At 66.7% G+C, this 24,650-nt stretch carries 23 protein-coding genes; 13 read left to right on the top strand and 10 right to left on the bottom strand.

The genetic code is table 11. From position 1 onward, the window contains the following. The first annotated feature begins 65 nt into the window (after positions 1 to 65). The 3 genes from HLG70_RS00270 to HLG70_RS00260 are packed head-to-tail and all read left to right on the top strand — an operon-like array spanning position 66 to position 3,306. Complete coding sequence (locus tag HLG70_RS00270; RefSeq protein WP_171667735.1) at positions 66 to 1,277, top strand: CaiB/BaiF CoA transferase family protein; 1,212 nt, start codon at positions 66 to 68, stop codon at positions 1,275 to 1,277. Next, a complete protein-coding gene (locus HLG70_RS00265) occupies positions 1,277 to 2,332 on the top strand; it encodes an NADPH:quinone oxidoreductase family protein (protein WP_171667734.1) in 1,056 nt (351 codons plus the stop codon). Before HLG70_RS00270 ends, HLG70_RS00265 begins: the two co-directional genes overlap by 1 nt. Beyond that, the gene (locus tag HLG70_RS00260) at positions 2,290 to 3,306 is read left to right on the top strand and encodes a Bug family tripartite tricarboxylate transporter substrate binding protein (protein ID WP_171667733.1); all 1,017 of its coding nucleotides are present in this window, start codon (positions 2,290 to 2,292) and stop codon (positions 3,304 to 3,306) included. The genes HLG70_RS00265 and HLG70_RS00260 overlap by 43 nt, the downstream gene beginning before the upstream one ends. 68 nt (positions 3,307 to 3,374) lie before the next feature. On the opposite strand, the gene HLG70_RS00255 is transcribed toward HLG70_RS00260, so the two are convergent. The 3 genes from HLG70_RS00255 to HLG70_RS00245 form a co-directional block, all read right to left on the bottom strand. Further along, positions 3,375 to 5,858 (bottom strand): TonB-dependent siderophore receptor, encoded by a 2,484-nt coding sequence (locus HLG70_RS00255; protein WP_213697150.1) that lies wholly within the window; start codon positions 5,856 to 5,858, stop codon positions 3,375 to 3,377. Between the two features lie 87 nt (positions 5,859 to 5,945). Continuing rightward, positions 5,946 to 6,899 carry a FecR domain-containing protein gene (locus HLG70_RS00250; RefSeq protein ID WP_171667731.1) on the bottom strand — a complete coding sequence of 318 codons (954 nt, stop codon included), beginning with the start codon at positions 6,897 to 6,899 and terminating at the stop codon, positions 5,946 to 5,948. Beyond that, positions 6,896 to 7,411, bottom strand: coding sequence for a sigma-70 family RNA polymerase sigma factor (locus tag HLG70_RS00245; protein WP_171667730.1), 516 nt, complete (start codon positions 7,409 to 7,411; stop codon positions 6,896 to 6,898). Before HLG70_RS00245 ends, HLG70_RS00250 begins: the two co-directional genes overlap by 4 nt. A gap of 266 nt (positions 7,412 to 7,677) precedes the next feature. Between HLG70_RS00245 and HLG70_RS00240 the strand changes: the two genes are divergently transcribed. Next, positions 7,678 to 8,730, top strand: a complete 1,053-nt coding sequence (locus tag HLG70_RS00240; protein WP_171667729.1) for a histone deacetylase family protein — start codon at positions 7,678 to 7,680, stop codon at positions 8,728 to 8,730. Here the strand turns inward: HLG70_RS00240 and HLG70_RS00235 are convergent. After that, the gene (locus HLG70_RS00235; protein ID WP_171667728.1) at positions 8,637 to 9,188 is read right to left on the bottom strand and encodes a GNAT family N-acetyltransferase; all 552 of its coding nucleotides are present in this window, start codon (positions 9,186 to 9,188) and stop codon (positions 8,637 to 8,639) included. The genes HLG70_RS00240 and HLG70_RS00235 overlap by 94 nt on opposite strands. A 230-nt stretch (positions 9,189 to 9,418) precedes the next feature. Between HLG70_RS00235 and HLG70_RS00230 the strand changes: the two genes are divergently transcribed. The 3 genes from HLG70_RS00230 to HLG70_RS00220 all read left to right on the top strand — a co-directional run bounded on the left by HLG70_RS00230 (position 9,419) and on the right by HLG70_RS00220 (position 12,922). Then, positions 9,419 to 10,552, top strand: a complete 1,134-nt coding sequence (locus HLG70_RS00230) for a metallophosphoesterase (protein WP_171667727.1) — start codon at positions 9,419 to 9,421, stop codon at positions 10,550 to 10,552. A 357-nt stretch (positions 10,553 to 10,909) separates the two neighbouring features. Further along, positions 10,910 to 11,776, top strand: coding sequence for an RNA ligase family protein (locus HLG70_RS00225; protein WP_171667726.1), 867 nt, complete (start codon positions 10,910 to 10,912; stop codon positions 11,774 to 11,776). Between the two features lie 9 nt (positions 11,777 to 11,785). Then, positions 11,786 to 12,922 carry an AAA family ATPase gene (locus tag HLG70_RS00220; RefSeq protein WP_171667725.1) on the top strand — a complete coding sequence of 379 codons (1,137 nt, stop codon included), beginning with the start codon at positions 11,786 to 11,788 and terminating at the stop codon, positions 12,920 to 12,922. Between the two features lie 6 nt (positions 12,923 to 12,928). Here the strand turns inward: HLG70_RS00220 and HLG70_RS00215 are convergent, their stop codons facing one another. Then, positions 12,929 to 13,819, bottom strand: coding sequence for a LysR family transcriptional regulator (locus tag HLG70_RS00215; protein WP_234103307.1), 891 nt, complete (start codon positions 13,817 to 13,819; stop codon positions 12,929 to 12,931). A gap of 71 nt (positions 13,820 to 13,890) precedes the next feature. On the opposite strand from HLG70_RS00215, the gene HLG70_RS00210 reads away from it, so the two are divergent. The 3 genes from HLG70_RS00210 to HLG70_RS00200 all read left to right on the top strand — a co-directional run bounded on the left by HLG70_RS00210 (position 13,891) and on the right by HLG70_RS00200 (position 16,685). Then, positions 13,891 to 15,138 (top strand): CaiB/BaiF CoA transferase family protein, encoded by a 1,248-nt coding sequence (locus tag HLG70_RS00210; RefSeq protein ID WP_171667723.1) that lies wholly within the window; start codon positions 13,891 to 13,893, stop codon positions 15,136 to 15,138. Then, on the top strand, positions 15,135 to 15,614 hold the full coding sequence (locus tag HLG70_RS00205) for a MaoC family dehydratase (RefSeq protein ID WP_171667722.1): 480 nt from the start codon (positions 15,135 to 15,137) through the stop codon (positions 15,612 to 15,614). Before HLG70_RS00210 ends, HLG70_RS00205 begins: the two co-directional genes overlap by 4 nt. Positions 15,615 to 15,719: 105 nt before the next feature. Next, positions 15,720 to 16,685 (top strand): Bug family tripartite tricarboxylate transporter substrate binding protein, encoded by a 966-nt coding sequence (locus HLG70_RS00200; RefSeq protein WP_171667721.1) that lies wholly within the window; start codon positions 15,720 to 15,722, stop codon positions 16,683 to 16,685. A 108-nt stretch (positions 16,686 to 16,793) separates the two neighbouring features. On the opposite strand, the gene HLG70_RS00195 is transcribed toward HLG70_RS00200, so the two are convergent. The 5 genes from HLG70_RS00195 to HLG70_RS00175 all read right to left on the bottom strand — a co-directional run bounded on the left by HLG70_RS00195 (position 16,794) and on the right by HLG70_RS00175 (position 22,415). After that, the gene (locus HLG70_RS00195) at positions 16,794 to 17,168 is read right to left on the bottom strand and encodes a tautomerase family protein (protein WP_171667720.1); all 375 of its coding nucleotides are present in this window, start codon (positions 17,166 to 17,168) and stop codon (positions 16,794 to 16,796) included. Between the two features lie 126 nt (positions 17,169 to 17,294). Beyond that, complete coding sequence (locus HLG70_RS00190; RefSeq protein ID WP_171667719.1) at positions 17,295 to 18,548, bottom strand: quaternary amine ABC transporter ATP-binding protein; 1,254 nt, start codon at positions 18,546 to 18,548, stop codon at positions 17,295 to 17,297. Then, complete coding sequence (locus tag HLG70_RS00185) at positions 18,545 to 19,402, bottom strand: ABC transporter permease (RefSeq protein WP_171667718.1); 858 nt, start codon at positions 19,400 to 19,402, stop codon at positions 18,545 to 18,547. The genes HLG70_RS00190 and HLG70_RS00185 overlap by 4 nt, the downstream gene beginning before the upstream one ends. 238 nt (positions 19,403 to 19,640) lie before the next feature. Further along, on the bottom strand, positions 19,641 to 20,642 hold the full coding sequence (locus HLG70_RS00180) for an ABC transporter substrate-binding protein (RefSeq protein WP_171667717.1): 1,002 nt from the start codon (positions 20,640 to 20,642) through the stop codon (positions 19,641 to 19,643). 504 nt (positions 20,643 to 21,146) lie between these two features. Continuing rightward, the gene (locus HLG70_RS00175; protein ID WP_171667716.1) at positions 21,147 to 22,415 is read right to left on the bottom strand and encodes a class I SAM-dependent methyltransferase; all 1,269 of its coding nucleotides are present in this window, start codon (positions 22,413 to 22,415) and stop codon (positions 21,147 to 21,149) included. A 208-nt stretch (positions 22,416 to 22,623) separates the two neighbouring features. Here HLG70_RS00175 and HLG70_RS00170 point away from each other — a divergent pair, with 208 nt between their 5' ends. From HLG70_RS00170 to rpmG, 3 genes are all read left to right on the top strand, one after another. Continuing rightward, positions 22,624 to 23,772, top strand: a complete 1,149-nt coding sequence (locus tag HLG70_RS00170; RefSeq protein WP_171667715.1) for a Bcr/CflA family multidrug efflux MFS transporter — start codon at positions 22,624 to 22,626, stop codon at positions 23,770 to 23,772. Between the two features lie 339 nt (positions 23,773 to 24,111). Continuing rightward, complete coding sequence (rpmB, locus tag HLG70_RS00165; protein ID WP_050447723.1) at positions 24,112 to 24,348, top strand: 50S ribosomal protein L28; 237 nt, start codon at positions 24,112 to 24,114, stop codon at positions 24,346 to 24,348. Positions 24,349 to 24,385: 37 nt separating this feature from the next. Next, positions 24,386 to 24,553, top strand: a complete 168-nt coding sequence (rpmG, locus tag HLG70_RS00160) for a 50S ribosomal protein L33 (RefSeq protein WP_171667714.1) — start codon at positions 24,386 to 24,388, stop codon at positions 24,551 to 24,553. Positions 24,554 to 24,650: the final 97 nt, after the last annotated feature.

Genomic DNA, 24,650 nt, shown 5'->3' with positions numbered 1-24,650 from the left:
GATTGTCCAGTGCTGCCAGCGAGTCTAGCATCGACCGCATTGTCCTTGCCTCTCATCGCACCCTAATGCCGACCACGCCGTTCGACCTCTCTTCCGGCCCCTATTCAGGGTTGCGCGTGCTGGACCTCAGCCAGGGAATCGCAGGTCCGTACTGCGCCCAGATTCTCTGGCAGCAAGGCGCCGATGTGGTGAAGGTGGAGCCGCCGGACGGCGACTGGGGCCGCCATGTCGGCGTCGTGCGCGACGGCCAGAGCGCGCTGTCGATTTCCTATAACGTGGGCAAGCGTGGCGTGTGCGTGGATGCACGCCAGCCGCGGGGCAAGGCCTTGCTGGCGCAGATGGCGCAACGCGCCGATATCGTGATCCAGAACTTCCGACCCGGCGTCGCCGAGCGCATGGGCGTGGGCTACGACAGCCTGGCCGAGCGCAACCCCGGCCTGGTGTATGTGTCCATCAGCGGCTACGGACCGGATGGGCCCAGCTCCAACGCGCCGGCTTCGGACTCGGTGATGCAGGCCGACAGCGGGCTGATGTTCGCGAACCAGACGTCCGATGGCGAGCCGCGCCGGATCGGCATGCTGATGGCCGACATCGCCACCGCGCTGTATGCGGTCCAGGCTACCAGCGCCGCCCTGTATCAGCACGCGCGCAGCGGCCGCGGCCAGCATGTGCGACTGAGCCTGTTCCAGGCCTGCGCCGCCTTGCAGGTGAACGACATCCTGGCGTTCGGCATGACGGGCGAACGCCAGGCCGGCGCGGTCAGCGCGCCCAACGGCGTATTCGCTACCGCGGACGTAAGCCTGTCCGTCCTGGCGCTGAACAACGATCAGTTTGCCCGGCTTTGCCGCGCGCTGGATCGGACCGACTGGCTGGCCGATCCGGCCCTTGCCAGCAACGCGGGTCGCATGGCGCAGCGCGAACGCCTGCACCGCGAGCTGTCCATTCAACTGGCGGCGCGGCCTGCCGCGCACTGGGTGGAGCGATTGGCGCGCGAAGACGTGCTGCACGCGCAGGTCAGGGACTACGACAGCCTGGCCGCGCACCCGCAGGCCGCGCATATCGGTCTGCTGGAACCCCTGGCGCAACCCGGTGGCGAGTCCCTGCCATTCGCGCGTGTGCCGGGCGCGGGTGCGCGCAGGCCCCTGCGGGCCGCGCCCGCCATCGGCCAGCACACGGTTGCCGTGCTGACGGAGTGGGGTGTGCCGGCCCCGGACATCCAGTCCATGCTGGACGCGGGCGTGCTGCGCCAGGCGGCGGCGCCGCAAGGAGACCATTGATGCGCGCCCTGATCTGCCAGCGTCACGGACCGGTTGAGGACGTCGTGCCGGGAGACATGGCGGACGCCCCGCCCCCGGGGCCCCACGAAGTCACTGTCGCCGTGGAATACGCAAGCGTCAGTCACGCGACCAGGCTGCTGATCGAAGGGAGCTACCAAAGCCGGCCACCGCTGCCCTTCGTCCCCGGGACGGAAGCAGCCGGGCGCGTCATTGCATGCGGCGCGGAAGTCACACGCCTGAAGCCGGGCGACAAGGTGGTGGCGCTGTCGCGTTGGGGTTGCTACGCGGAACGTCTGACTCTGCCCGATCACACGGTCTATCCCGTGCCCGACGATTTGCCGCTGCTGTCCGCCCTGCCCGTTCCCATTTCGTACGGGACCGCCTATTGCGCCTTGCTGTGGCGTGCCGCCATGCAACCCGGCGACACCGTGCTGGTGCTGGGCGCCGGATCCGGCGTCGGTCTGGCGGCCGTGGAAATCGCCTCATCGCTGGGCGCCACGGTGCTGGCATGCGCCAGCACCGACGCCAAACGCCAGGCCGCGCTGGCCGCGGGCGCCGCGCATGCATTCGCGGCGGACGAAGGCATGGCGCAGGCCGTCAAGGCGGCAAGCGCCGGGCGCGGCGCCGACGTGGTGCTCGATGCCGTGGGCGGCGACGCGTTCGAGCGCAGCGTGCGAGCGGCGGCGGCCAATGCGCGGATGGTGTCGGTGGGTTTCGCCAGCGGCCGCGTTCCCGATGTGCCGCTGAACCTGCTGCTTGTGAAGAACATTGCCCTGCATGGGTTTTTCTTTGGCCGCTACATAGGCTGGACGCCCGCCGACGAACGCATCGTCCACGCGCCCGCCATGCAGCGGACCATGTCCACTTTGTTTGCCTGGGCCCGCAGCAAGCGGATCCGGCCAGCTGTAACGGCGGTCTATCCGATCACCGGTCTTGCCGCAGCACTCGCCGCCCTGGAAAGCCGACAAGTCGTCGGCAAGGTGGCGATCACAACAACGACGGAGACAAACCCATGCACGCCACTACCGCCCGACCCGCCCGCAGGGCGCGCATAGCGCAATGCACCGGCCAATTGGCCGCCGCAGCACTGACCGCAGGCCTTGCCGCAAGCCCATTGGCCGCCCTGGCTGCGGACGCCGGATTTCCCACCAAGCCCATCACCATGGTCGTCCCCTACCCGCCGGGCGGTCCGACGGATATCGTGGCGCGCCTGGTCGCCGCGGAAATGTCCAAGACCATCGGCCAGAACATCATCGTGGACAACAAGCCCGGCGCAAGCGGAATGATAGGCGCCGATCTCGTGGCGCGCGCCGCGCCCGATGGCTATACCTTCCTGGCCAACGCATCGCTGCACGTGATCAATCCGTACATCTATGCGTCGATGCGCTATGACGCCTTCAAGGATTTCGCGCCCATCACCCAGCTGGCGGACGTGCCGCTGGTGCTGGTGGTGCCGCAGACAGCCAAGATCCACACCGTTCAGGACCTGATCGCGCAGGGCAGGACGCAAGCGCTGAACTTCGGCTCGGCGGGATCCGCGTCGGCGCAGCAGCTCGCCGGCGAGTCGTTCAAGGTGCGCTCAGGGCTGCCGATGCAGCATGTGCCTTACAAGGGCAGCGCGCCGGCGTTGACGGATCTGGTGGGCGGACAGATCCAGCTGATGTTCGACTCGATGCCTTCGGCCATGCCGTTCATCAAGTCGGGAAAGCTGCGGGCGGTGGCGGTCACGACGGCAAGGCGGGTGGATGAGCTACCCGACGTGCCGACCATGGCGGAATCCGGTTTCCCGGGCTTCGATATCAGTACCTGGTACGGCCTGTGGGCGCCGAAGGGCACGCCGCCCGAGATCGTGGCCAAGCTGGCCGACCATGCCGCCCGGGCGCTCAAGCAACCCAACGTCGTGACGCAATACGCAGGACTGGGCGCTAAGCCGGTGGGATCGGACCCCGCCACCTTCGCGCGCTTCAACATCTCCGAGGGAGAAAAGTGGCGCGACATCGTCCGGGCAGCGCAGATTACCCCGCAATAGTGGGACAGCGGGCTCTCAGCTTGACTGCGGCATCCGCGGAAGCGCCCGGAAGGCGCGGCCGCGGATCGTCACCATGAGTACTTCAGCGTGGCCAGCACCAGGCGCCCGGCGCCATAGGTGCAGGCGGTGGACGTCACGCAGGTGCCCACATAGGTGCGGTCAAAGAGGTTGCTGGCGTTCAGCGCCAGCGTCAGCCCGCGCATCGCCGGCTGCATCTGGCCGAAGTCATAGGACAAGGCGGCATCGACCAGCGTGACGGCCGGAATCCGCAGCGTGTTGGCCGGGTCGCCCCAATCGGCGCCGATGTAGCGCACGCCCGCGCCCAGGCCCAGGCCCTGCAGCGGCCCGTCCTGAACCTTGTAGCCCAGCCAGGCCGCCGCCTGGTGCGCCGGCGCGTAGTACTGCTTCTTGCCTACGCGCGATTCCGGCACGCCGTTGACGATGTCGGCATTGGCGCTTCTGGTCACCACGGCATCGACGTACGAGTACGAGGCGATCAGGTCCCAGCCGCGCGCCAGGCTGGCCTTGCCTTCCAGTTCCATGCCGCGCGCGCGCGTCTGGCCGGTCTGGGTCTGGAAGCCGGGCGGCCGCCCCGGCGTGGTGTCGCTGGTGAGCACATTGTCCTGCGTAAGCTGGTAGACGGAGAGCGTCACCATGCTGTCGCTGCCCGGCGGCTGGTACTTCAGCCCCGCCTCGATCTGCCGGCCCTCTGACGGCCGGAACGGGTTCGACTCGAAATCGGTGCCGCCGGTGGGCGCGAACGACGTGGAATACGCGACGTAGGGCGCCAGCCCGTTTTCCATCAGATAGGTCAGGCCGACCCTGCCGGTGAAGGCGGAATCGTCCTGCGTCACCTTGCCCGAGGTCAGCTGGTTGCGGGTGGTGCTGCGCGCCATGTCATAGCGGCCGCCCAGCGTCAGCAGCCAGCCGCCATAGGAGATCTGGTCCTGCGCATAGATGCCGGACTGCTCGGTGCGCTGGCGGGCGTCGATGCGCGGGATCAGGTCCCGCAAGCCGGGACGCGGCCGGCCATAGACGGGATCGAACAGGTCCAGCGCCGGCACGCCGGCGATGACATTGGCGAACTTGTACGTGTCGCGCATGTCCAGGTAGTCGAAGCCGGCCAGGAATTCGTGTCCGACCGCGCCGGTGCCGAATCGCGCAATCGCCTGAGTGTCGACGTTCAGCGTCGCGCCGGTGCCCTGCCCGCGCGTCATGGTGCGCGACCACGTCCGCATGTCCGCGGGGCTGAGCATGTAGCCCGCCGCGGTGCGGGCCTCGCCCCGCATGTGGCTGTAGCGCAGTTGCTGCTTGACGGTCCAGGTGTCGTTGAACGCGTGCGAGAACAGGTAGCCGCCCGAGTACTGCTCCCGGTCATAGGTATCCCAGCCCGGCTCGCCCGGAAAGCGATCGCGCGGGATGCGGCCATTGGGATTGAAATACAGCGTGCCCGCCGCGGGCAGGTTGCCGTACAGCGGCACCTGATGGTCCTTCTGGTAGAAGCCCAGCAAGCTCAGCGAGGTGGCCGCCGAAGGCCGCCACGTCAGCGCCGGCGCGACGAAGGTGCGATCATCCTTGGTGTAGTGCGAAGACTGGGCCGCGTCGCGCTGCAGCGCGACCAGGCGATAGCTCCATTGGCCGGCCTCGTCCACGGGGCCGGCCAGGTCCAGCGCGGCCTGCGCCCGGCCGTAGCTGCCGGTCTGCAGTTCGATCTCGCGCCGCGGCGTGTCGGTGGGCAGCTTGCTCACCATGTTGATCAGGCCGCCGGGGTTGTTCTGGCCATACAGCACCGAGGACGGTCCCTTGAGCACCTCGACCCGCTCCAGTCCGTATGGCTCGATCTGCAGCATGCCGAAACTGTACGCGCCGAACGGCAGCCGGGCGCCGTCCAGGTTGTTGCGCGCGCCAAAGCCGCCGCGCAGATAGATGTTGTCGTAGCGCAGGTCGGTGCTGCCGCCCGGCGCGTAGACGCCCGGCGTATAGGCCAGCGCTTCGACGATGCTGCGGGCGCCGCGCGCCGCGATCTCGTCGCGCGTGACCACGTTGACCGTCTGGGGAATTTCCAGGATGGGCGTATCGGTCTTGGTGCCGGTGGCGCGGCGCAGCGCCACGATGCCGGCGACCGGACCGTAGGCGGATTCGCCCGCGCCTTCGACTCTCAACGCCGGCAGCAGCGTCACCGGGCTCGCGGGAAGCAGACGCAGCGTATAGACGTTGGCGCCGTCGCGACGCGCCGCCAGCGGCGTGCCCGCCAGCAGCCTCGCCAGCCCTTCCTCGACCGGCCAGGCGCCCCGCAGGCCCGCCGTGCTCCGGCCTTCGGCCAAGGCCGGATCGAACGACAGGTTGATGCGCGCCGCCCCCGCGAACGCGGTGAGCGCCGGTCCCAAGGGCCCGGCTGGAATATCGAACCGCGTCTGCCCGGCCGCGGCAGGCGGACTGGCCGAGGCGGATTGGGCCAGGGCGAGCGGCGCGGCCGCGCCCAGCGCCGCGCATAGCGCGCCGGCAGCGGCCAGGCGTAGCGGCCTGGCCGCGATGTATTTGCTTGAAGACATGCTGATCCCGACAAAGTGCAAGCGAAGGTGCTTTATTGACTTGTCGGATGAGCAGGAAAAAGGGGCCAAAAACTGCTCTTCTGAATTTCAAGACGCCGTGACGCTGACCCAATAACGGGTCCGATACACCACCCGCACCGGCAGGGCGCGCGACACGGCAAGCAGTACGGCGTCGGTGTCGTCTACCTGGAAGCCGCCGGAAATGCGCAGGTCGGCCACCTCCGGATCGCAGCGCAGCAGCCCAGGCCGATAGCGGGCAAGCTCTTGCAGGAAATCGGCAAGCCGCAAGTTGTCCGCGTACAGCACGCCATCCAGCCAGGCCTGCGGCGGATGTGTGCTGGCGGCGGCCGGTTGCGCGGCCTCGGCGGAGAAGTCGGTGCTTTGTCCTGCCTCCAGGACCACGCCCGCGAGCGCCGCGCGCGGCTGCACCCGCACCCGCCCCTCGATGACGGTCACACGGCTGCGCGCCTCCATCTGCCTGACCGCGAAGTACGTACCCAGCGGCTGCACGCTGCCTTCGGCGGTGCGCACCAGCAAGGGTCTGGGATCTGGCGGCCTGGAATGGGCCGAACGCAGCAGTATCTCGCCCGCCACCAGCCGCAGCAGGCGCTGCTCGCCCGTGTAGTCCAGATCCACGGCGCTGGCGGTGTTGAGCACCAGCAGGCTGCCATCGGGCAACTCGATCCGGCGGCGTTCGCCGCTGCGCGTGGCGTAATCGGCGGTCCATTGCCGCGGCGCCGCGCGCCACGCCAGCCAGCCGGCCGGCGTCGCCACGATCAGGCCGGCCAATACGCGCAGCCCGGTTCGCCGCGACGCCGTCGCGTCCACCGTGGCGCGTCCCAGGCCCGATGGCAGGCCGCCCAGTTTGGCCAATACCGCCTGAGCCCGCGTCCATGCAAGGTCGTGCTCGGCGCTGCGCTGGCGCCAGCGCTCGCAGGCTTGGCGGTCGGCTTCCGAAAACCGGCCGGAGTGCAGCCGCACCAGCCAGCTGGCGGCCTCGCCAGCGATCTCTGGGTCGATCGAACCGGGCGCGGCGCTCATGGCGCGGCCAGGATGCAGTGCGTGAAGGCTTCGGCCATGTAGCGCTTGACCGTGCGGACGCTGATGCCCATCTCGACGCCGATCTGCTCGTAGGTCAAACCGTCCAGCTGCGACAGCAGGAATGCCGCCCTGACCTTGTCGGGCAGCGCCGCCAGCAAGGCGTCCACTTCGCGCAGGGTCTGCAGAATCGCCAGGCGCTGCTCTTCGGATGGCGCGTGGCGCGCCGGCAGCGCGGCCAGGACTTCCAGGTATGCCTGCTCCAGCGCATGGCGCCGGTACAGGTCCACCATCAGGCGCTTGGCGATGGTCGTCAGATAGGCCCGAGGCTCGCGCATGTCGGGCATGGCGCGCCGCCGGTAGGCGCCGAGCAGGCCGACGAAGGTGTCCTGCGCCAGGTCCGCCGCATCCGCGCTATTGCCCAGGCGCCGCCGCAGCCAACCGAACAGCCAGCCATGATGTGCGTCATAAAGACGCTGCACGGCGACGGCGGGAGTCTGCTCGGAGGTCGGCATTGGAAGACGCGCAATTTTCTAAATAGGAAGCAATCGCAATTATGACGATTTACCCGCTCCGTGACAACGCCAGCCTTCCGACAAAAATCCCCAGGGTTTCCACTCATAACCCCCCGCGATCCGCCGGCTTGAAAATCATGATTTTTTTTATGCCGTGCGCACGCGTATAACTGTCGGTTCAAAGCGCTCGGCTTACTTCCGGATCTCCGTCCTGATTTCAGTGATCGCGGCGGCGCGGCGGGCATTTCAACTCAAGGGTCAAAGGCATGAAGGCATACTTCCACGACGATCAGAAGCTCCACCACCCGCAGACCTACTTCTCGCGCGGCAAGATGCGCACGCCGCAGGAAGTGCCCTTGCGCCTGGACGGCCTGGTGCAGGCGGCCCGCAAGCTGGGTTTCGATGTACAGGCGCCGGCCGATCATGGCGCCGGCGCGCTGTCGGCCGTGCATACGCTGGACTACCTGCGCTTCCTGCAGGACGCCCACGACGACTGGAAGAAGCTGCCGGGAGACTGGGGCGACGAAGTGGTTTCCAATGTGTTCGTGCGCGAGCCCAACGCGCTGCGCGGCGTGCTGGCGAAGGCGGGGCGCTACCTGGCCGACGGCAGTTGCCCGGTCGGCCCGAAGACCTGGCATTCCGCGTACTGGTCGGCGCAATGCGCGATTGCGGGAGCCGAGGCGCTGCTGGCCGGCGACCACGACGCCTACGCCATCTGCCGCCCGCCCGGCCACCATGCCCGGCGCGATGCCGCAGGCGGCTTCTGCTACCTGAACAATGCGGCGATCGCAGCGCAACGCCTGAGGTCGAAGTTTGCGCGCGTCGCCATCCTGGACACCGATATGCATCACGGACAAGGCATCCAGGAAATCTTCTACGAGCGCAGCGACGTGCTCTACGTGTCCATCCACGGCGACCCCGAGAACTTCTACCCGGTGGTGGCGGGCTTTGAAGACGAGCGCGGCGCAGGCGCAGGCTACGGCTACAACGTCAACCTGCCCATGCCTCACGGTTCGCCCGAGTCGGTGTTCTTCGACCGGCTGGCCCAGGCGCGCCGCGCGATCGACCTGTTCCAGCCCGATGCCATCGTGTTGTCGCTGGGCTTCGATATCTTCGAAAAAGATCCCCAGGCCATGGTGAGCGTGACCGAGGACGGCTTCGAGCGCCTGGGCCGCGAAGTCGGCGACTTGCAGCGGCCGACCTTGATCGTGCAGGAGGGCGGCTACTACATCGAAGGGCTGGAGTCCAACGCGACCCGCTTCTTCGCGGGGCTGACCGGCAGCCGCAACGCCACGCGCCGCTCCATTGGCAATCCGTGACGCGCCTCGGCCTCCAGCACCTGCGCAAGCCGCGAGCCATGCGCCGCCTCGACCTGCCCGAATCCCAGCCTGGCGTACCAGGGCGCGTTCCAGGGCAGGTCGCGGAACGTCGTCAGGGTCACCGCCGACAGGCCGTGGTCCGACGCGTGCTGGCAGGCCTTTTCCACCAGCCGTCTGCCGATGCCCATCTGCTGGCATCCCGCCTCGACGGCGAGCTCCCAGATGTGCAGTTCCTCGCCGAAGGTCTCGGCGCTGACGAAGCCCTGCAGCTCCCCGCTGCCCGCCTGCGCAACCCAGACGGTTCCCAACGCTATCAGCCGCCGATGCGCGGCTTCCGGCAACACCTCGTCTTCGGCTATCCATTCCAGACCGGGAACGGTACGGAACAGATTGCCCGCAGACGTTTCGATCGCGGGCAGCATGGCGGCATCTTCGGGGCGGGCGGGACGAACTAGCATTTTGAATGGAGGTTCCGGGAATTCGAGCGCCTCGGATTCTACGCCGGAGGCCTCGACCTCGGCCGCGCCGTCAGGCGCGGCGCACGCTTTGCGCCATTCATGAGTCACGTTTCAAAGCGCATGCGAAATCCAGTGTCTAATCACCCGCTCCCTCGCGGGATACAGTCCAGGCTCGCGGCGCGCTCTCCGCCGCTCAGCCGCGAACCACAAAGACCCTCAGGATTTCGCACGTGTTTCATGTCATCGCAGGCCTCATCGCCCTCTACGTCATCTGGCGTTTCGTCTGGCCGCTGGCCTGGCCCAAAGCGGCAAAGCTGCTGCTGGCGGCGCTGCTGCTGCTGGCCGCCGAGCATCACCTCGTCACGCGCAACTTCTTCGGAACCATGGCCTCGCCCGAAGTGCCCGGCGGCGTCCTGATGCTGCTGGGCTGGGCATTCGGCGCGCTCATCCTGCTTGCCTTGCTGCTGCTCGTCAAAGACGTGGCGGGCTTGCTGCTGTCCGCGTTCTCGCGCCGCCGCGGGCAGGCCCTGCTGGCCTGCCCCCGATTGCGCGCGGGCCTGGCCGCCGCCGCCCTGGGACTGTCCGCGCTGGGTGTCTGGCAGGCGGTCCGCGTGCCGGACGTCAAGACGATCGAGGTCGCGCTGCCCGGCCTGCCGCCCGCATTCGACGGGTTTCGCATTGTTCATCTGACCGACCTGCACGCCAGCCGCCTGCTGCAGGCGGACTGGATGCAGGCTGTCGTCGCCCGCGCCAACGCCCTGGAGCCGGACCTGACGCTGATCACCGGCGACCTGGTTGACGGCACGCCCGAGGCGCGCGCCGCCGACGTGCAGCCCCTGCGCGACCTGCGCGCCCCGCAAGGCGTGATCGCGATCCCGGGCAACCACGAGTACTACGCCGAATACATCGGCTGGCTCAAGACGTTCGAGCAACTGGGCCTGCGTATGCTGCTCAACGAACATATGACCATCGCGCGCGACGGCCAGTCCCTGGTGCTGGCTGGCATCACCGACAGCGCCGCGTCGCGCGTCGGCCAGCCGCTGCCGGATATCGACGCGGCCATGGCGGGCGTCCCGCCCTCGGCCCCGGTGATCCTGCTGAGCCACCGCCCCGTGGGCGCGGCACGCCATGCGCAGGCCGGCGCCAGCCTGCAGCTGTCCGGCCACACGCACGGCGGACAGATCCTGGGCCCGCACCTGCTCACCCAATGGGCCAACGAAGGCTACGTGTCAGGCATGTACCAGGTGGGCGGCATGCAACTCTACGTGAGCAATGGCGCCGGCCTGTGGAACGGCTTTCCCATCAGGCTGGGCCGGCCATCCGAGATCACGCGGATCGTGCTGCGCTCGGCGCCGCCGGCCTAGCGCCCGGGCCCGCTACAAGTAGCCTCGCACAGGCCCTGCCGACAGGGGCGAACCCGCGTCTTGATCCGGGCGGCAGCCGCGTTGACAATCTTCGCGGCGCTGCTTTAGTATTCGCCCCTGCTTTCAACCCCCTCCTCTTTCGGGTGCAAACGTGTCTGCCATTCGTCAAATCGCCTAAACGCCGACGAGTACCGTCTTGGTACCGCGGTCAGCCTGCTCGCCTTTCACTGCTCGACGCATCGTCTTGAGCACGCAACGCTGAGCAAGCGCGGTTCCAGGAAGCGCAACACCCCCCATCCCCGCTTCCCCTCCCCGTAAGACTGCGTCGTCGGCTTCCCCATATCCTGGAGAAGACTCATGACGCTCGATTTCTGCGCCTACGCGCAATCGCTGGACCTGTTCCGATACCCCCGCACTCCCCACCTGGAAGGCTCGCGCCTGCAAGACGGGGACGAAGGCCATGGCCACGTGCCCTACCGCAAGCTTGCGGGCCAGACGCTGGTCGTCGAAGAAAAGCTGGACGGCGCCAACACCGGCATCAGCTTCAGCCCCTCCGGAGAACTGCTGCTGCAGTCCCGCGGCCACTATCTGGTCGGCGGCGGCCGCGAACGGCAATTCAGCTTCATCAAGGCCTGGGCCCGCGCGCACGCGGACTGGCTGCTGGAACGGCTGGAGGACCGCTACGTGATGTACGGCGAAACGCTGTCGAAAAAGCATTCCGTGTTCTACGACGCCCTGCCCCATCACTTTTTTGAGTTCGACGTGCTGGACCGGCGGACGGGTGATTTCCTGTCGACGGACGCGCGCCGGACGCTCCTGGCGGGCGGCCCGGTGCTGTCGGTGCCGGTGCTGTACGAAGGCGCGGCCCCCGCCAGGCTGCGTGACCTGAAGGCCCTGCTCCAGCCCTCGCTGGCCAAGACGCCCAACTGGCGCGAGGCCTTCGACGCCACCGTGCTGCGCGAAGGCCACGACCTGGCCCGGGCCTGGAAGCAGTGCGACAAGTCGGACCTGTCCGAAGGGCTTTACATCAAGGCCGAGGCGGACGGCAAGACCATCGCCCGCTACAAATGGGTGCGTCCCGACTTCGTGCAGGCCATTCTGGATTCGGACATGCACCATTCGGAGCAGCCCTATGTGCCCAACCTGCTGGCCGACGGCGTGGATCTGTATTCGCCCCGGCTTGCGCTGGACTGGGAAACGCTGCGTGCCGCCCGCGCGGACTGAGGAACCATCATGAAATACGAACAACTGCGCGCCCTGGCGCCCGCCCCGGGGCAGGACCCGGATTACGCGGCCTGCCTGGCGGCGTTTCCCGCGCTGGAACTGGCCAAGACCACGCCGCAAGATCCCCGTTATCACGGCGAGGGCGACGTGTGGACCCATACGCGGATGGTGGTGGACGCGTTGCTCGCGCTGCCGCAATACCAGGCGGCCCCGCGCGCCGACCAGGAGGTGGTGTTTCTTGCCGCCTTGCTGCACGACATCGCCAAGCACAGCACCACGGTCGTGGACCCGGTCACGGGCGCCATCGGCCAGCCGGGCCATTCGCGCAAGGGCGCCATCGACGCGCGCATCGCGCTGTGGGATGCCGGCGTGCCGTTTGGCGTGCGCGAAGCGGTATGCCGGCTCATCGCCGTGCACCAGGTGCCGTTCTTCGCGCTGGAAGGATCGCGCCGGGGCAAGCCGCCGGAGTTCATCGTGCGCGAGCTCTCATGGCAGTTGAGCATCCCGCTGCTGGCGATGCTGGCCGAAGCCGACATGCGTGGCCGCATCTGCCAGGACGCGGCGCGCGTGCTGGACAACATCGCGCTCTTTTGCGAGCTGGCGCGCGACGAGGGATGCTTTGGCCAGCCCCGCGCGTTCGCCGACGCCCATACCGCCGTCAGCTATTTCCGCGGCGCCGACGTGCATCCCGACTACGCCTTGTTCCAGGAACCGGGATCGCGGGTCGTCGTGATGTCCGGACTGCCGGCGTCCGGCAAGAACACCTGGGTCGCGGCAAACCACCCCGGCATGCCGGTCATCTCGTTTGACGACGCCCGGGAAGAACTGGGCCTGCGCCACGGCAAGAACGAAGGCATGGTCGCGCACCTGGCCATCGACCGCGCGAAAGCCCTGCTGCGCAGCAAGGCGCCCTTTGTGTGGAATGCGACCAATCTCAGCGAACTGATGCGCAAGAAGACGCTGGATCTGCTCTACGCCTACCACGCGGAAGTGGAGCTGGTGTACCTGGAGAAGCCGCGCGCCGAATTGCTGCGCCGCAATTCCGGGCGCGACACGTCGCTGTCCAACAAGACACTGACAGGCATGCTGCATCGCTGGGACCTGCCGCTGCCGACCGAAGCGCACCGGGTGGTGTACGCGGTGTAGCGCATTTCAAGGCGCCAGCATGCTGTCGCGCAACCGCAGCACCGATGCGCACGACGTGTCGCGATGCGTCACCAGCGACAGCGACAGCGCGCCGCTGGCATCGGCATCGGTCAACGGCACAAACGCCACATGCGGCGTGGAGTATGCGCGCGTCACCCCCGGCACCAGCGCCAGCCCCATGCCGCTGGCCACCAGGCTGACCAGCGTCTGCACCTGGATCGCCACCTGGCTGATGCGTGGCGAGAACCCGGCCTTGTGGCACAGCGCCAGCGTCACCCCATTCAGGCCGGGCACCTTGGCGGGCGAATACAGCACGAAGTTCTCGGACCGCACGCGCTCCAGGGCGACCGGGCCGGCGGCGGCCAGCGGATGCCCGGCGGGCACCGCCAGGATCAGGTCGTCGCGCTCGACCACCCAGGAGTCCAGCGCGGAGTCTTCGGCCAGCGGCCCGCGCACCAGGCCCGCGTCGATTTCATTGGCGCGCAGCATGGCCACCAGCCCGACCGTGCTGTCCTCGCGCAGGTCCAGCTGCACGTCCGGGTACTGCGCGCGAAACGCCGGCAGGCAGCGCGGCAGCAACATGTACGTGGCCGATCCGACAAAGCCCAGCCGCAGCGTGCCCCATTCACCCAAGGCCACGCGGCGCGCGGCCTGGCGGGCCTGGTCGGTATGGAACAGCGCGCGGCGGGCGTCGGCCATCAACGCTTCCCCGGCGGGTGTCGTAGTCACGCCCTTGGCGCCGCGCACCAGCAGCGGCACGCCCACCGCATGCTCGAGCTTCTGGATCGACACCGACAGGGCCGGCTGCGCGATGTGCAGCGTGTCGGCGGCGCGGCGGTAACTCCCCAATTCGGCAATGGTCACGAACTGCCGAAGCTGCCGTAAATCTATAGCCATATCAAATTCCGTATCAAGCAATACCGAAGCCATATTAGACGGGTATGTGCCGCGCCGATACGATTTCCGCCATGACATCCTCTTCCCCCTCCCCCGCCGGCGCGCTGGGCGACGTGCGCATCCTGGACCTGACGTCCGTGGTGTTCGGCCCCTATGCGTCGCAGATACTTGCCGATTACGGCGCGGACGTGATCAAGGTCGAAGCCCCCGGCGGCGACTCCACGCGGCACACCGGACCGGCGCAGGAACCGGGCCTGGCCGCCATTTTCCTGGGCCTGAACCGCAACAAGCGCAGCGTCGTGCTGGACCTGAAGCAGGCCGCGGCGCGGCAGGCGCTGCTGACGATGGCGGACCAGGCCGACGTGCTGATGCACAGCATGCGCCCGGCCAAGATGGCCGCGCTGGGACTGGACCCCGCCACGCTGTGCGCGCGCAACCCGCGGCTGGTGTATGCCGGCCTGTATGGCTTTGGCGAAGGCGGCGCCTACGACGGCCGGCCGGCCTACGACGACATCATCCAGGGCCTGTCGGGTTTCGCCGACCTGGTCGACCGTCAGACCGGCACGCCGCGCTACCTGCCCACCGTGGCCGCGGACAAGACCTGCGGCCTGATCGCCGCGCACGCCATCCTGGCCGCGCTGTACCAGCGTTCCCGCACCGGACTCGGCCAGCAGCTGGAGGTGCCCATGTTCGAAAGCATGGCGTCCTATGCGCTGGTCGAGCATTACTACGGCAGGCACCTGGCCGACGAACCGGGCGAAGCCGGCTACCCGCGCGTGCTCACGCCCTGGCGCAGGCCCTGCCAGACGGCCAATGGCCATGTCTGCCTGATGCCCTACACAGACCTCCACTGGCGCAACTTCTTCATCGCCGCCCACCGCCCCGACCTTGCGCAAGACGCGCGCTTTGCCGACATTTCCGCCCGTACGCGGCATATCGAGACGCTCTACGAACTGCTGGCGGGCATCGTCGCCGGACACGACACCGCCTACTGGCTGGCCCTGTGCGAACGGCTGGAGATTCCCGCCGCCCCCGTCAACCGGCTGCAGGACCTGGAGACCGACCCGCACCTGCAGAGCGTGGATTTCTTCGTGCCCCTGGAGAGCGCATCGGGCAGCCAATACCGGTTTCCCCGCAACCCGGTGCGCCTGCAGCAGTCCCAGGTGCCGCCCGCGATGCCGCCGCGCCTGGGCGAGCACACGCTGGCCGTGCTGCGCCAGGCCGGACTGGCCGAAGCCGATATCACCGCGCTGCTGCGGACGGGCGCCGCCCGCGACGCGCTTTCCCCAAACAACGACCACCGCAAGGATCCCGCATGACCGCAGACAGCAACGCCGCCCCCATCGCGCAACTCGGCCAGGGCTACTACTGGCAGGACCTGGCCGTGGGCCAGCGATTCCATACCTTCCGGCGCACGGTCACCGAGACCGATATCGTCAATTTCGTCAGCGTCACGGGCATGCTGGAGACGATCTTCATCGACGCCACCTATGCCCATGGCGCGATCCAGGGCCGCCCCGCCCCCGGTGCGCTGACCTATGGCCTGATCGAAGGGCTGATCATGCAGGGCATGGTGCAGGGCACCGGCCTTGCGCTGCTGGAAGTCCACAAGAAAATGCTGGCGCCGGTCGTGGCCGGAGACACCATCTGGGCGGAAATCGAAGTGACAGGCGTACGCCCGACCTCGCAGCACAACCGGGCGGTCGTCACGTCCGCCATCGAAGTCCGCAACCAGCATGGCAAGCCGGTGATGGCCTACACGGCCACGCGCATGCTGGCCGGCAGGCCGGAATAGGGCCTGTTCACACCAGGCCCGCAGCAGGCGGCATAGCGCCCCGCACAGAGGGCGCGGCTGCCTGGACGCGATCCGCGTTACTCAAAAAGCACAAGGAGACAAACCATGAAGAAAGCACTGCTGACGGCCAGCCTGGCCATCCTGGCGCTGGGAGGCGCCGCCGGCGCCCACGCCGCCTGGCCCGAGCGCCCCATCACGATGGTGGTGCCCTTCCCGCCCGGCGGGCCAACCGACCTGGTGGCGCGCGTGCTGGCCAAGCAGCTGACCGACCAGCTGGGCCAGACCGTGGTGGTGGAAAACAAGGGCGGCGCCAACGGCAACATCGGCATGCAGTACGCGGCGGCCGCCAAGCCCGACGGCTACACCGTGCTGTACAACACGTCGTCCATGGCGCTCAGTCCCAACCTCTATCGCTCGCTGGCGTTCGACCCGGTCAAGGATTTCGCGCCGGTTTCGAGCACGGCCGTCATCCCGCTCGTGCTGCTGGTGCATCCGTCGGTGCCGGCCAACAGCGCCCAGACGTTCGTGGAATACGCACGCCAGCATCCGGGCAAGCTGTCGTACGGATCCGCGGGCGCCGGCAACGTCACGCATCTGGGCGCGCTGCTTCTGCTGCGTTCGCTTCAGATCGACGCGGTGCACGTGCCCTATCGCGGCAGCGCGCCCGCCATGACCGATCTGGTCGGCGGGCAGGTGCAGCTCATGACCAACACGCTGAACGATTCGCTGGGCTTCATCCGCGAAGGCAAGCTGCGAGCGCTGGCGGTGACCAGCCCGGCGCGCAGCGACCAGCTTCCCGATGTGCCAACGGTGGCGGAAACGGTGGCTCCCGGGTTCGGGATGGGCGCATGGCAGGGCGTGGTCGCGCCGGCGGGAACACCGGCGCCGGTGATTGAAAAGCTGAACGCCGAGATACTCCGCGCCCTGCAATCGCCCGAAATGCAAAAGCAGCTCAAGGCGCAGGGCGCCCAGGCGCTGGGATCGACGCCGCAGGAATACGCCGCCTACATCAAGAGCGAGATCCAGCGCTGGGGGGAAGTGGTGAAGGCGGCCGATGTGAAGCTGGACTAGCGGGCCAGGCCTACGCAAGAACAGCCGCCCCGCCGCCGGGCTGCCCCAAGGCGGGGCAGCCCGGCGGGGTGCAGCAAGCGAGTGTAGCGAGTGCGGCGTGGGGGGCCACTATCGGCCGGCGGCCTTGGCGCTCAGGCCGTTGGCCACGCCCATGTCGGTCTTGGGCACGTCGCGGATCAGCACGCGCACGTCTTCGCCCGAAATATCGATGCTGGTGCAAACCGCCTGGTTCAGCGCCGCGATCAGCGCGGCCTTCTTGGCCTCGTCGCGGCCTTCGATCAGCGCCACGTCCACGCGCGCCATGCGCTTGCCGATCTCGCCGGCCACGATCACGTTTTCCGCGGGCACTTCCTGCAGCACGATCCGCACGCTGGGCAGCGGCGCCGCGATGCTCTCGACGACCGCGTGGGACGCCGCCTTCAACAGGGCGGCCTTCTGGGCGGCTGAGTGGCCTTGCAGGATCTGGACATTCAAAATGGGCATGACGGCTTCCGATTTTCCGAGGTGGGAGAAACCGGCCGAACTGACCGGCAAGCCATCATATCGTGACTCTGCCCGCGTGCAAGCCGGTTGCACGCGGGCAGAGCTTTCCTTCGAGGCGGACCGTTGTCAGGCGGCTTCGCCCCGGTGTTCCGGCACGGGCTGGGCTTCCAGGTCGGCGGAAGCGTCGGCCGTGACCGCCGTTTCGGTCAGGGCCGGCGTCACCAGCTCCACCACCTTCTTGCGCGACAGCATGCCCAGGAACTCATCGTCCTCGCCTGTCACCGCGACCGGCTGGTCGCTGTGCACCAGTTGAGCCAGCACTTCGCCCAGGCCTGCCGTGGCAGGCACGGAAGCCAGGTCCTCGACAAAGCGGGAGACATCGCGCGCGCCTTCCCGCATCGCCTGCTCGGCAGACTTGGCGGTCAGCACGCCCGCCAGCCGCTTGCCGTCCAGCACCGGCGCGTACTCGTAGTTCAGGGCGTTCATGCGATCCAGCGAGTGCGCGGGGCGCGAACGCATGGTCAAGGTCAGGCGCGCCGGGTTCACGGCGTGCGTGGCGTTGAGCACCTTGGTACGGTTGACGTCCTGCAGGAACGACTGCACATAATCGTTGGCCGGGTTCAGCAGAATGTCTTCCGGCGTGCCTTCCTGCACCAGTTCGCCGTCCTTCAGGATGGCGATGCGGTTGCCCAGGCGCAGCGCTTCGTCCAGGTCATGCGTGATGAACACGATAGTTTTATTGAGCTTGGCCTGCAGCTGCAGCAGCTGGTCCTGCATTTCGCGGCGGATCAGCGGGTCGAGCGCGGAAAAGGCTTCGTCCATCAGCAGGATTTCCGCGTCGGTGGCCAGGGCCCGCGCCAGGCCGACGCGCTGCTGCATGCCGCCGGACAGCTGATGCGGATACTGGTTCTCGAAACCGGACAGGCCCACCTGCTCCAGCCACTCGCGGGCGCGCTTCTCGCGCTCGGCCTTGCCCACGCCTTGCACGGTCAGGCCGTAAGCGGCGTTGTCCAGCACGGTGCGGTGCGGAAACAGGCCAAAGCGCTGGAACACCATGCTCATCTTCTTTTGGCGGAAGACTTCCAGCTCGCGCTTGTTCAGGCTCACCACGTCCACGCCATCGACCAGGATGTGGCCGGCGCTGGGCTCGATCAGGCGGTTGAAGTGGCGGATCAGCGTGGACTTGCCGGAACCCGACAAACCCATGATGACGTAGATGCTGCCTTCCTCGATGGACAGGCTGATGTCGCGCAGGCCCAGCGTGTGGCCGCTTTCGGCCAGCAGCTGTTCCTTGCTCATGCCGCCCTGGGCCGCTTCCAGCCATTTCTTCGGATGCGAGCCGAAGACCTTGTAGATGTTCTTGACCTCAATCTTGCTCATCGCTGGCCTCCCATGCGCATGCGCTGTCCATACGATTGCGTGATCCGGTCGAACAGCACGGCCAGCACCACGATACCCAGTCCGGCCAACAGGCCGCGTCCCACTTCCAGGCGATTGATGCCCAGCAGGACTTCATAGCCCAGCCCGCGCGCGCCGATCATCGACGCGATAACCACCATCGACAGCGCCATCATCGTGGTCTGGTTGATGCCGGCCATGATGTTGGGCATCGCCAGCGGCAGTTGCACGCCGAAGAGCTGCTGGCGCGGGTTGGCGCCAAAGGCGCGCGAGGCTTCCAGCACTTCGCGGTCCACCAGGCGGATGCCCAGGTCGGTCAGGCGGATCAGCGGCGGAACGGCGTAGATGACGGTGGCGATGATGGCGGGAATCTTGCCCAGGCCGAACAGCATGACGACGGGGATCAGATACACGAAGCTGGGCATGGTCTGCATCACGTCCAGCACCGGCAGCATGACCGAACGCAGCCAGTTCACCCGCGCCATCAGCACGCCCAGCGGGATGCCGATCAGCACCGACAGGCCGGCCGCCATGATCATCAGCGCCAGCGTCTGCATGCCGGCGTCCCACAGGCCCAGCACGCCGATCACGCACAGGAGCGCGCCCATCGCCAGGCTCAGGCCGATGCGGCGGCTCACGCCCCAGGCGATCGCGATCGTGACCGCGACCACCGCCCACCAGGGCGAGTTGCGCAGCAATTGCTCCAGCCACACCAAGGCGTGCAGGACGGGCTGAGACAGCGTCTCCAGCGTGTCCGCGTAGTTGGTGACCAGATGATCGACAAAACCGTCGATCGCCCCCCGTACCTGACGGGCGGGAATAATTTCAGGAAACATGCATTCGACTCCATTCTGGCGCGCTCGCCGCCCGTGTCGCCACCGGGCATGCCGGCGCAGCGGAAAACAATAAGGCTGGGAAACTTCCCGATGGGGAAGCTGCCACCGGAGGTGGCGGCACAAGCGCGCTTGACTGGCCGGGCGCTCGCGCCCGGCCGGCGGCCATCCTGGCAAAAGGGTCCGGCCCCGCTAAGGGCCGGTACGCGCCACTGCGGCGCGCTGCCAGAATCACAGTGCGTTACAGCGCGCTTTGGACGCGCCCGGCGACGTCGGCGGGGACCCACTTGGTCCAGACGTCGGGCTTGTTTTTCAGGAACCACTTGGCCACGGCGTTGGATTCGTCGCCGGACTCTTCCATGTGGGCCAGGGTTTCATTGATCACCGGCAGCGGCACGGACACCTTGGACAGGAACTCCGTGAGCTTGGGGGCTTCCTGCGTGAACTTGGTGTTCACCGCGGTAAAGACGGGATTGTCGGGATAGGCGCTGGCCTCGGGCTTGGCGCACTTGCTCGACGTCAGGCACTTGTGCTTTTCCGCGTCATAGGGCGGCATGTCCAGCTTGACCAGGTCCATCGCGCCAACCAGGGGCGTGGGCGACCAGTAGTAAAAGACCACGTTCTGCTTGCGCTTGTAGGCCGACATCAAAGCGGCCTTCTGCGCCGCGCCCGTGCCGGGCGAGTACAGCGTGTAGGAGTCGTCCAGCTTCAGGGCATGGAACAGGTTGTTGCTGGTCACTTCGCAGCCCCAGCCTGCCGGGCAGCCGTAGAAGCGGCCCTTGCCGGGTTCTTCCGGGTCCTTGAACTCGTCCTTGAACTTGGGCAGGTCGGCCGCGGACTTCAGCTCGGGCAGGCGCTCGGCGGTGTAGCGGGGGATGTACCAGCCCTCGGCGCCCATGTACAGGTCGCCGACGCGCTTGACCTTGCCGGTCTTCTCGGCGCGTTCCCAGGGATCGGCCACGCTGTTCAGCCAGATCTCGGTGTTGATATCCAGATCGCCGCGTTCAAGCGCGGCCAGGGCGGGCAGGGTCTCGGTGGGCAGGGTTTCGGTCTTGCAACCGTAGCCCTTTTCCATGATGAAACGTTCGACATCGACCAGGACCAGGTTGGATTCCCAGTTCATGGCGCCGAAATTGACCGGCCGCTTGATTTCGCACTGAGGGGCGTCGGCGGCTTGGGCCGATCCGGCAAAGGCGAACAACACGGCCACGGCGGCCAGGGTCTTGACAGGGGTAAAACGCATTGGCTTTTGCCTCCATAGGTTCAGGCACACACGCCAGGCCTGGCCTGGAGGTGCCATGGAGCTAAGGGGGTTGTGCGGAAGACGGGCAGAACCGCCAATACAAACCGACACTAGCAACAAGATGGTCCGCGAGGGATGCGGAATCTTGCAAGACAGGAGTTTCAAAACGAGGTTTTGAAAACCCACAGAAAGTGAACAAACTGAACGAAGAAGCCAGCATCTTAAACGAAATTGCTGTGCAGCCCAACCCCGAGCATGAATGAAACAGATACATCCGGGGTTCCGGAGCTAAGGGATAACCCTTGCCGTCAAGAAGCAGATTCCCATTTTTCCCAGGAGAAAATTGGTTCAAAAACACAGATACGTTCAGTTAATATTTTGTTCTTATTAATACATACAGACCGTTCCAAAAGGCGCTGAACAGCCCATTTCGGACCTTCCGCGGCACCATTGACGAGGTCGGCTGCGCCGCATGACCGGCGTCCGCGCCGGCAAACGCCAAGGTCAGCCCGGCGACCGCTCTCCATACATATAGTCCCGCCGCCACGGATAGGAAAGATCGGCAGGATGGTCCAGCTCATCCGGGCGCCCGGTAGCGGGCTGCTGGGCCAGAATCTGGTGCAGCGCGATCCAGCCATGCTGGAAGGCCATGGCGCAGCCGGCCAGGTACAGCCGGTAGGCCCGCAGCGAACGCTCGCCCTGGCCGGCGCCCAGTATCCGGGCCGCTTCGGGCAGCCGCGCCTCCAGCCCATCGCTCCATGCCCACAAGGTGCGCGCGTAATGCGGACGCAGGTTTTCCACGTCCAAGTCCTCCAGCCCGCCGTTGGTCAGGGTTTCCATCACGACGCTGATGTGGGTCAGCTCGCCCCCGGGGAAGATGTACTTCTCGATGAACTCGCCCATGCCATTGCCCAGCTCGGGGTTGTACACGCCGGCCGCGGTGATGCCATGGTTCATGATCAGCCCGCCCGGCTTGAGCAGGCGGCGCAGCTTGGCGAAATAGCCCTCGAGCTGCGCGCGCCCCACGTGCTCGAACATACCCACGGAAGCGATCTTGTCGTAAGGCGCGGATTCGTCAAGTTTGCGGTAGTCCAGCAGTTCCATCCGCACCCGGCCGCCCAGGCCCTTTTCCTCGATCAGCCTGGTGACGTGCGCATGCTGGTTGCGCGACAGCGTAATGCCAGTGGCGTTCACGCCGTAGTGCTCGGCGGCCCAGAGCAGCAAGCCGCCCCAGCCCGCGCCCACATCCAGGAAGCGCTCGCCGGCCTGCAGGCGCAGCTTGCGGCAGATGTGGTCCAGCTTGGCCTCCTGGGCCTGCGCCAGCGTCATGCCGGGCTGGCGGAAGTAGGCGCAGGAATAGACCCGGCGCGGGTCCAGCCACAGTGCGTAGAAGTCGTCGGACAGGTCGTAGTGGAATTCGATCTGCCTGGCGTCGCGCTCCACCGAATGCCGCCACACCGACGTCACCTTGCGGACCAGCTCGGTCAGCCAGCCGCCGCGCGCCGCATCCACCGGCGAGCCAGGCAGGAGCGCGGTGGCCGCCGCCATGACATCGCGCATATTGCCTTCGATGTCGATGCGGCCCTCGACATAGTCCTGCCCCAGCACGCCTACCGCGCCTTCGGCCAGGTGGGCCAGGGCGGTCTTGTCATGCGTCACGAACCGGACTCGGGGATCGGGAGGGCCCAGCACGGTGCCGTCGGGCAACACCAACTGGACCGGGACGGGCAGCGCCTGAAGTTTGCGTTCCACGACAGATAGCAAAGGATTCATGGCTTCTCCTCTGAATATGTACGGACGCCAGAAACTTTATCGGAAAACACCTGCAATTTGCCTGTAAGGCAGCCCATGATAAAGTCGCTGGCTTGGCGCAAACCCTGCAACAGCACAAGCCTGCGCCCTGTCCCTGCGTTTTACCGCGACCTACATGCCCCCACCAACACAAACCTTCCGCAGCGGCCTGCCTGGTTGGCTCATTCTCATGGGCGCGCTGACGGCCATCGGCCCTTTCGCCATCGACATGTACCTGCCCGCGTTCCCCACGATCGCGGCGAACCTGGGCGTGTCGCGCGGCGACGTCGAGCGCACGCTGGCGGCCTATCTGATCGGGCTGGCAATGGCGCAGGTGTTCTACGGCCCGATGGCCGACCGCTACGGCCGCAAGCCGCCGCTGCTGGTGGGCCTGGCGCTTTTCATGGTGGCCTCGCTGGGCTGCGCGCTGTCGGGTTCGGTCGAGGCATTGACCGGCTGGCGCGTCGTGCAGGCGATGGGCGGCGCGGCCGGCATCGTGATCCCACGCGCGGTCATCCGCGACCACTACGAAACCCATGAAGCCGCGCGCGCCATGTCGCTGCTGATGCTCATCATGGGTCTCGCCCCCATCCTCGCGCCGCTGGCCGGCGGCCAACTGCTGGCCATCACCTCGTGGCGCAGCCTGTTCTGGGTGATGCTGGCGGGCGGCGCGATATTGATGGTCGCGGTCACCATGATCATGAAGGAATCGCTGGCGCCCGAACGCGTGGTCCCGTTGCGCTGGAGCACCATCCTGCACAACTATCGCAGCCTGTTCGCGCACCGCGGCTTCATGGCGCACAGCCTGGCGGGCGGTTTCGGCCAGGCCGGCATGTTCGCCTACATCATCGGTTCGCCGCGAGTCTTCATCGAACTCTATGGCGTGCCGCCGCAGTATTACGGGCTGCTGTTCGGCGCCAACGCACTGTCGCTCATCATCTGTTCGCAGATCAGCGCGCGCCTGCTGCGCACCTACACGCCGCGCCAGCTTCAGCGCAACGCCCTGACCTCGCTGGCCTGCGCCAGCCTGGTCGCCGTGGGCCTGACGCTGGCCGGCTGGATGACGCTGCCGCTCCTGATGCTGTGCCTGATCGGCTACATGGGCAGCCAGGGCTTCGTGAACCCCAACTCCGCGGCGCTTGCGCTTTCTGACCAGGGCAAGCGGCTGGGCGCGGCATCGGCGCTATTGGGGACGCTTCAGCTCTCCTGTGGCGCGCTGGCGGGTTTTGCCGTGAGCGCCTGGCAGACCGACAGCGCCTTGCCCCTGACGACAACGCTGGCGACCTGCGCCTGCCTGTCGTGGATATCCGGCCGCGTGGCGCAATCGCACACCGCGTAGGCCGCCTCGCTTGATTTCCTTACGCTTTTCATATTAGAATCGAAGTCTTCACATGAAGTTTCCCGTGTCGGACTACTATGCTTTGTAGTTCAGCACTCTGACCCCAACCGCATATCGTTGAAAGAAGCGTTGAAAGAAGCGTTGAAAAACGTTTAAACAACGGCGGGTGGCAGGCAGCGGGTATAAGCACTGGGCGGAAACACTTTCCCCCCTCATCCACTAAGACTGGGTGGCCGGCCAAGGCAGCGCACAGCGCAGCCCACACAGCCCGGCGGCTAAAACCCTGTCTACCCCCACTTGGCGATGCGCGGCAAGAACGACACTTAAAGAGGTGCATCCATGGCACGCGTATGCCAAGTGACCGGCAAAGGCCCGATGGTGGGCAACAATGTTTCGCACGCGAACAACAAGACCAAGCGTCGCTTCCTGCCCAACCTGCAATCGCGCCGGTTCTGGGTTGAAAGCGAGAACCGCTGGGTTCGCCTGCGCGTCTCGGCCAAGGCCATCCGCACGATCGACAAGAACGGCATCGAAGCCGTGCTGGCCGAAATGCGTGCCCGCGGCGAAATGGCCTAATCGGCCTCCCCGCCAATCTACATACTAGGAGCACGACATGGCCAAAGGTATCCGCGAAAAGATCAAGCTCGAGTCGACTGCCGGCACGGGTCATTTCTACACGACCACCAAGAACAAGCGCAACATGCCCGAAAAGATGCTGATCAAGAAATTTGATCCCGTCGTTCGCAAGCACGTGGACTACAAGGAAACCAAGCTGAAGTAATTCAGCCGGTATCCTCGCGCGTCGAAAAGGCCCTGCATCGCAGGGCCTTTTTCATTTTGGGCCACCCGGGCGCCTGGCGCCGGGCAGGAGCGGCGAT

Source organism: Achromobacter deleyi, from assembly GCF_013116765.2.
GTDB lineage: Bacteria > Pseudomonadota > Gammaproteobacteria > Burkholderiales > Burkholderiaceae_B > Achromobacter > Achromobacter deleyi_A.
The sequence above is the reverse complement of the archived record's forward strand: the minus strand, read 5'-3'. Positions and strand labels throughout refer to the sequence as shown.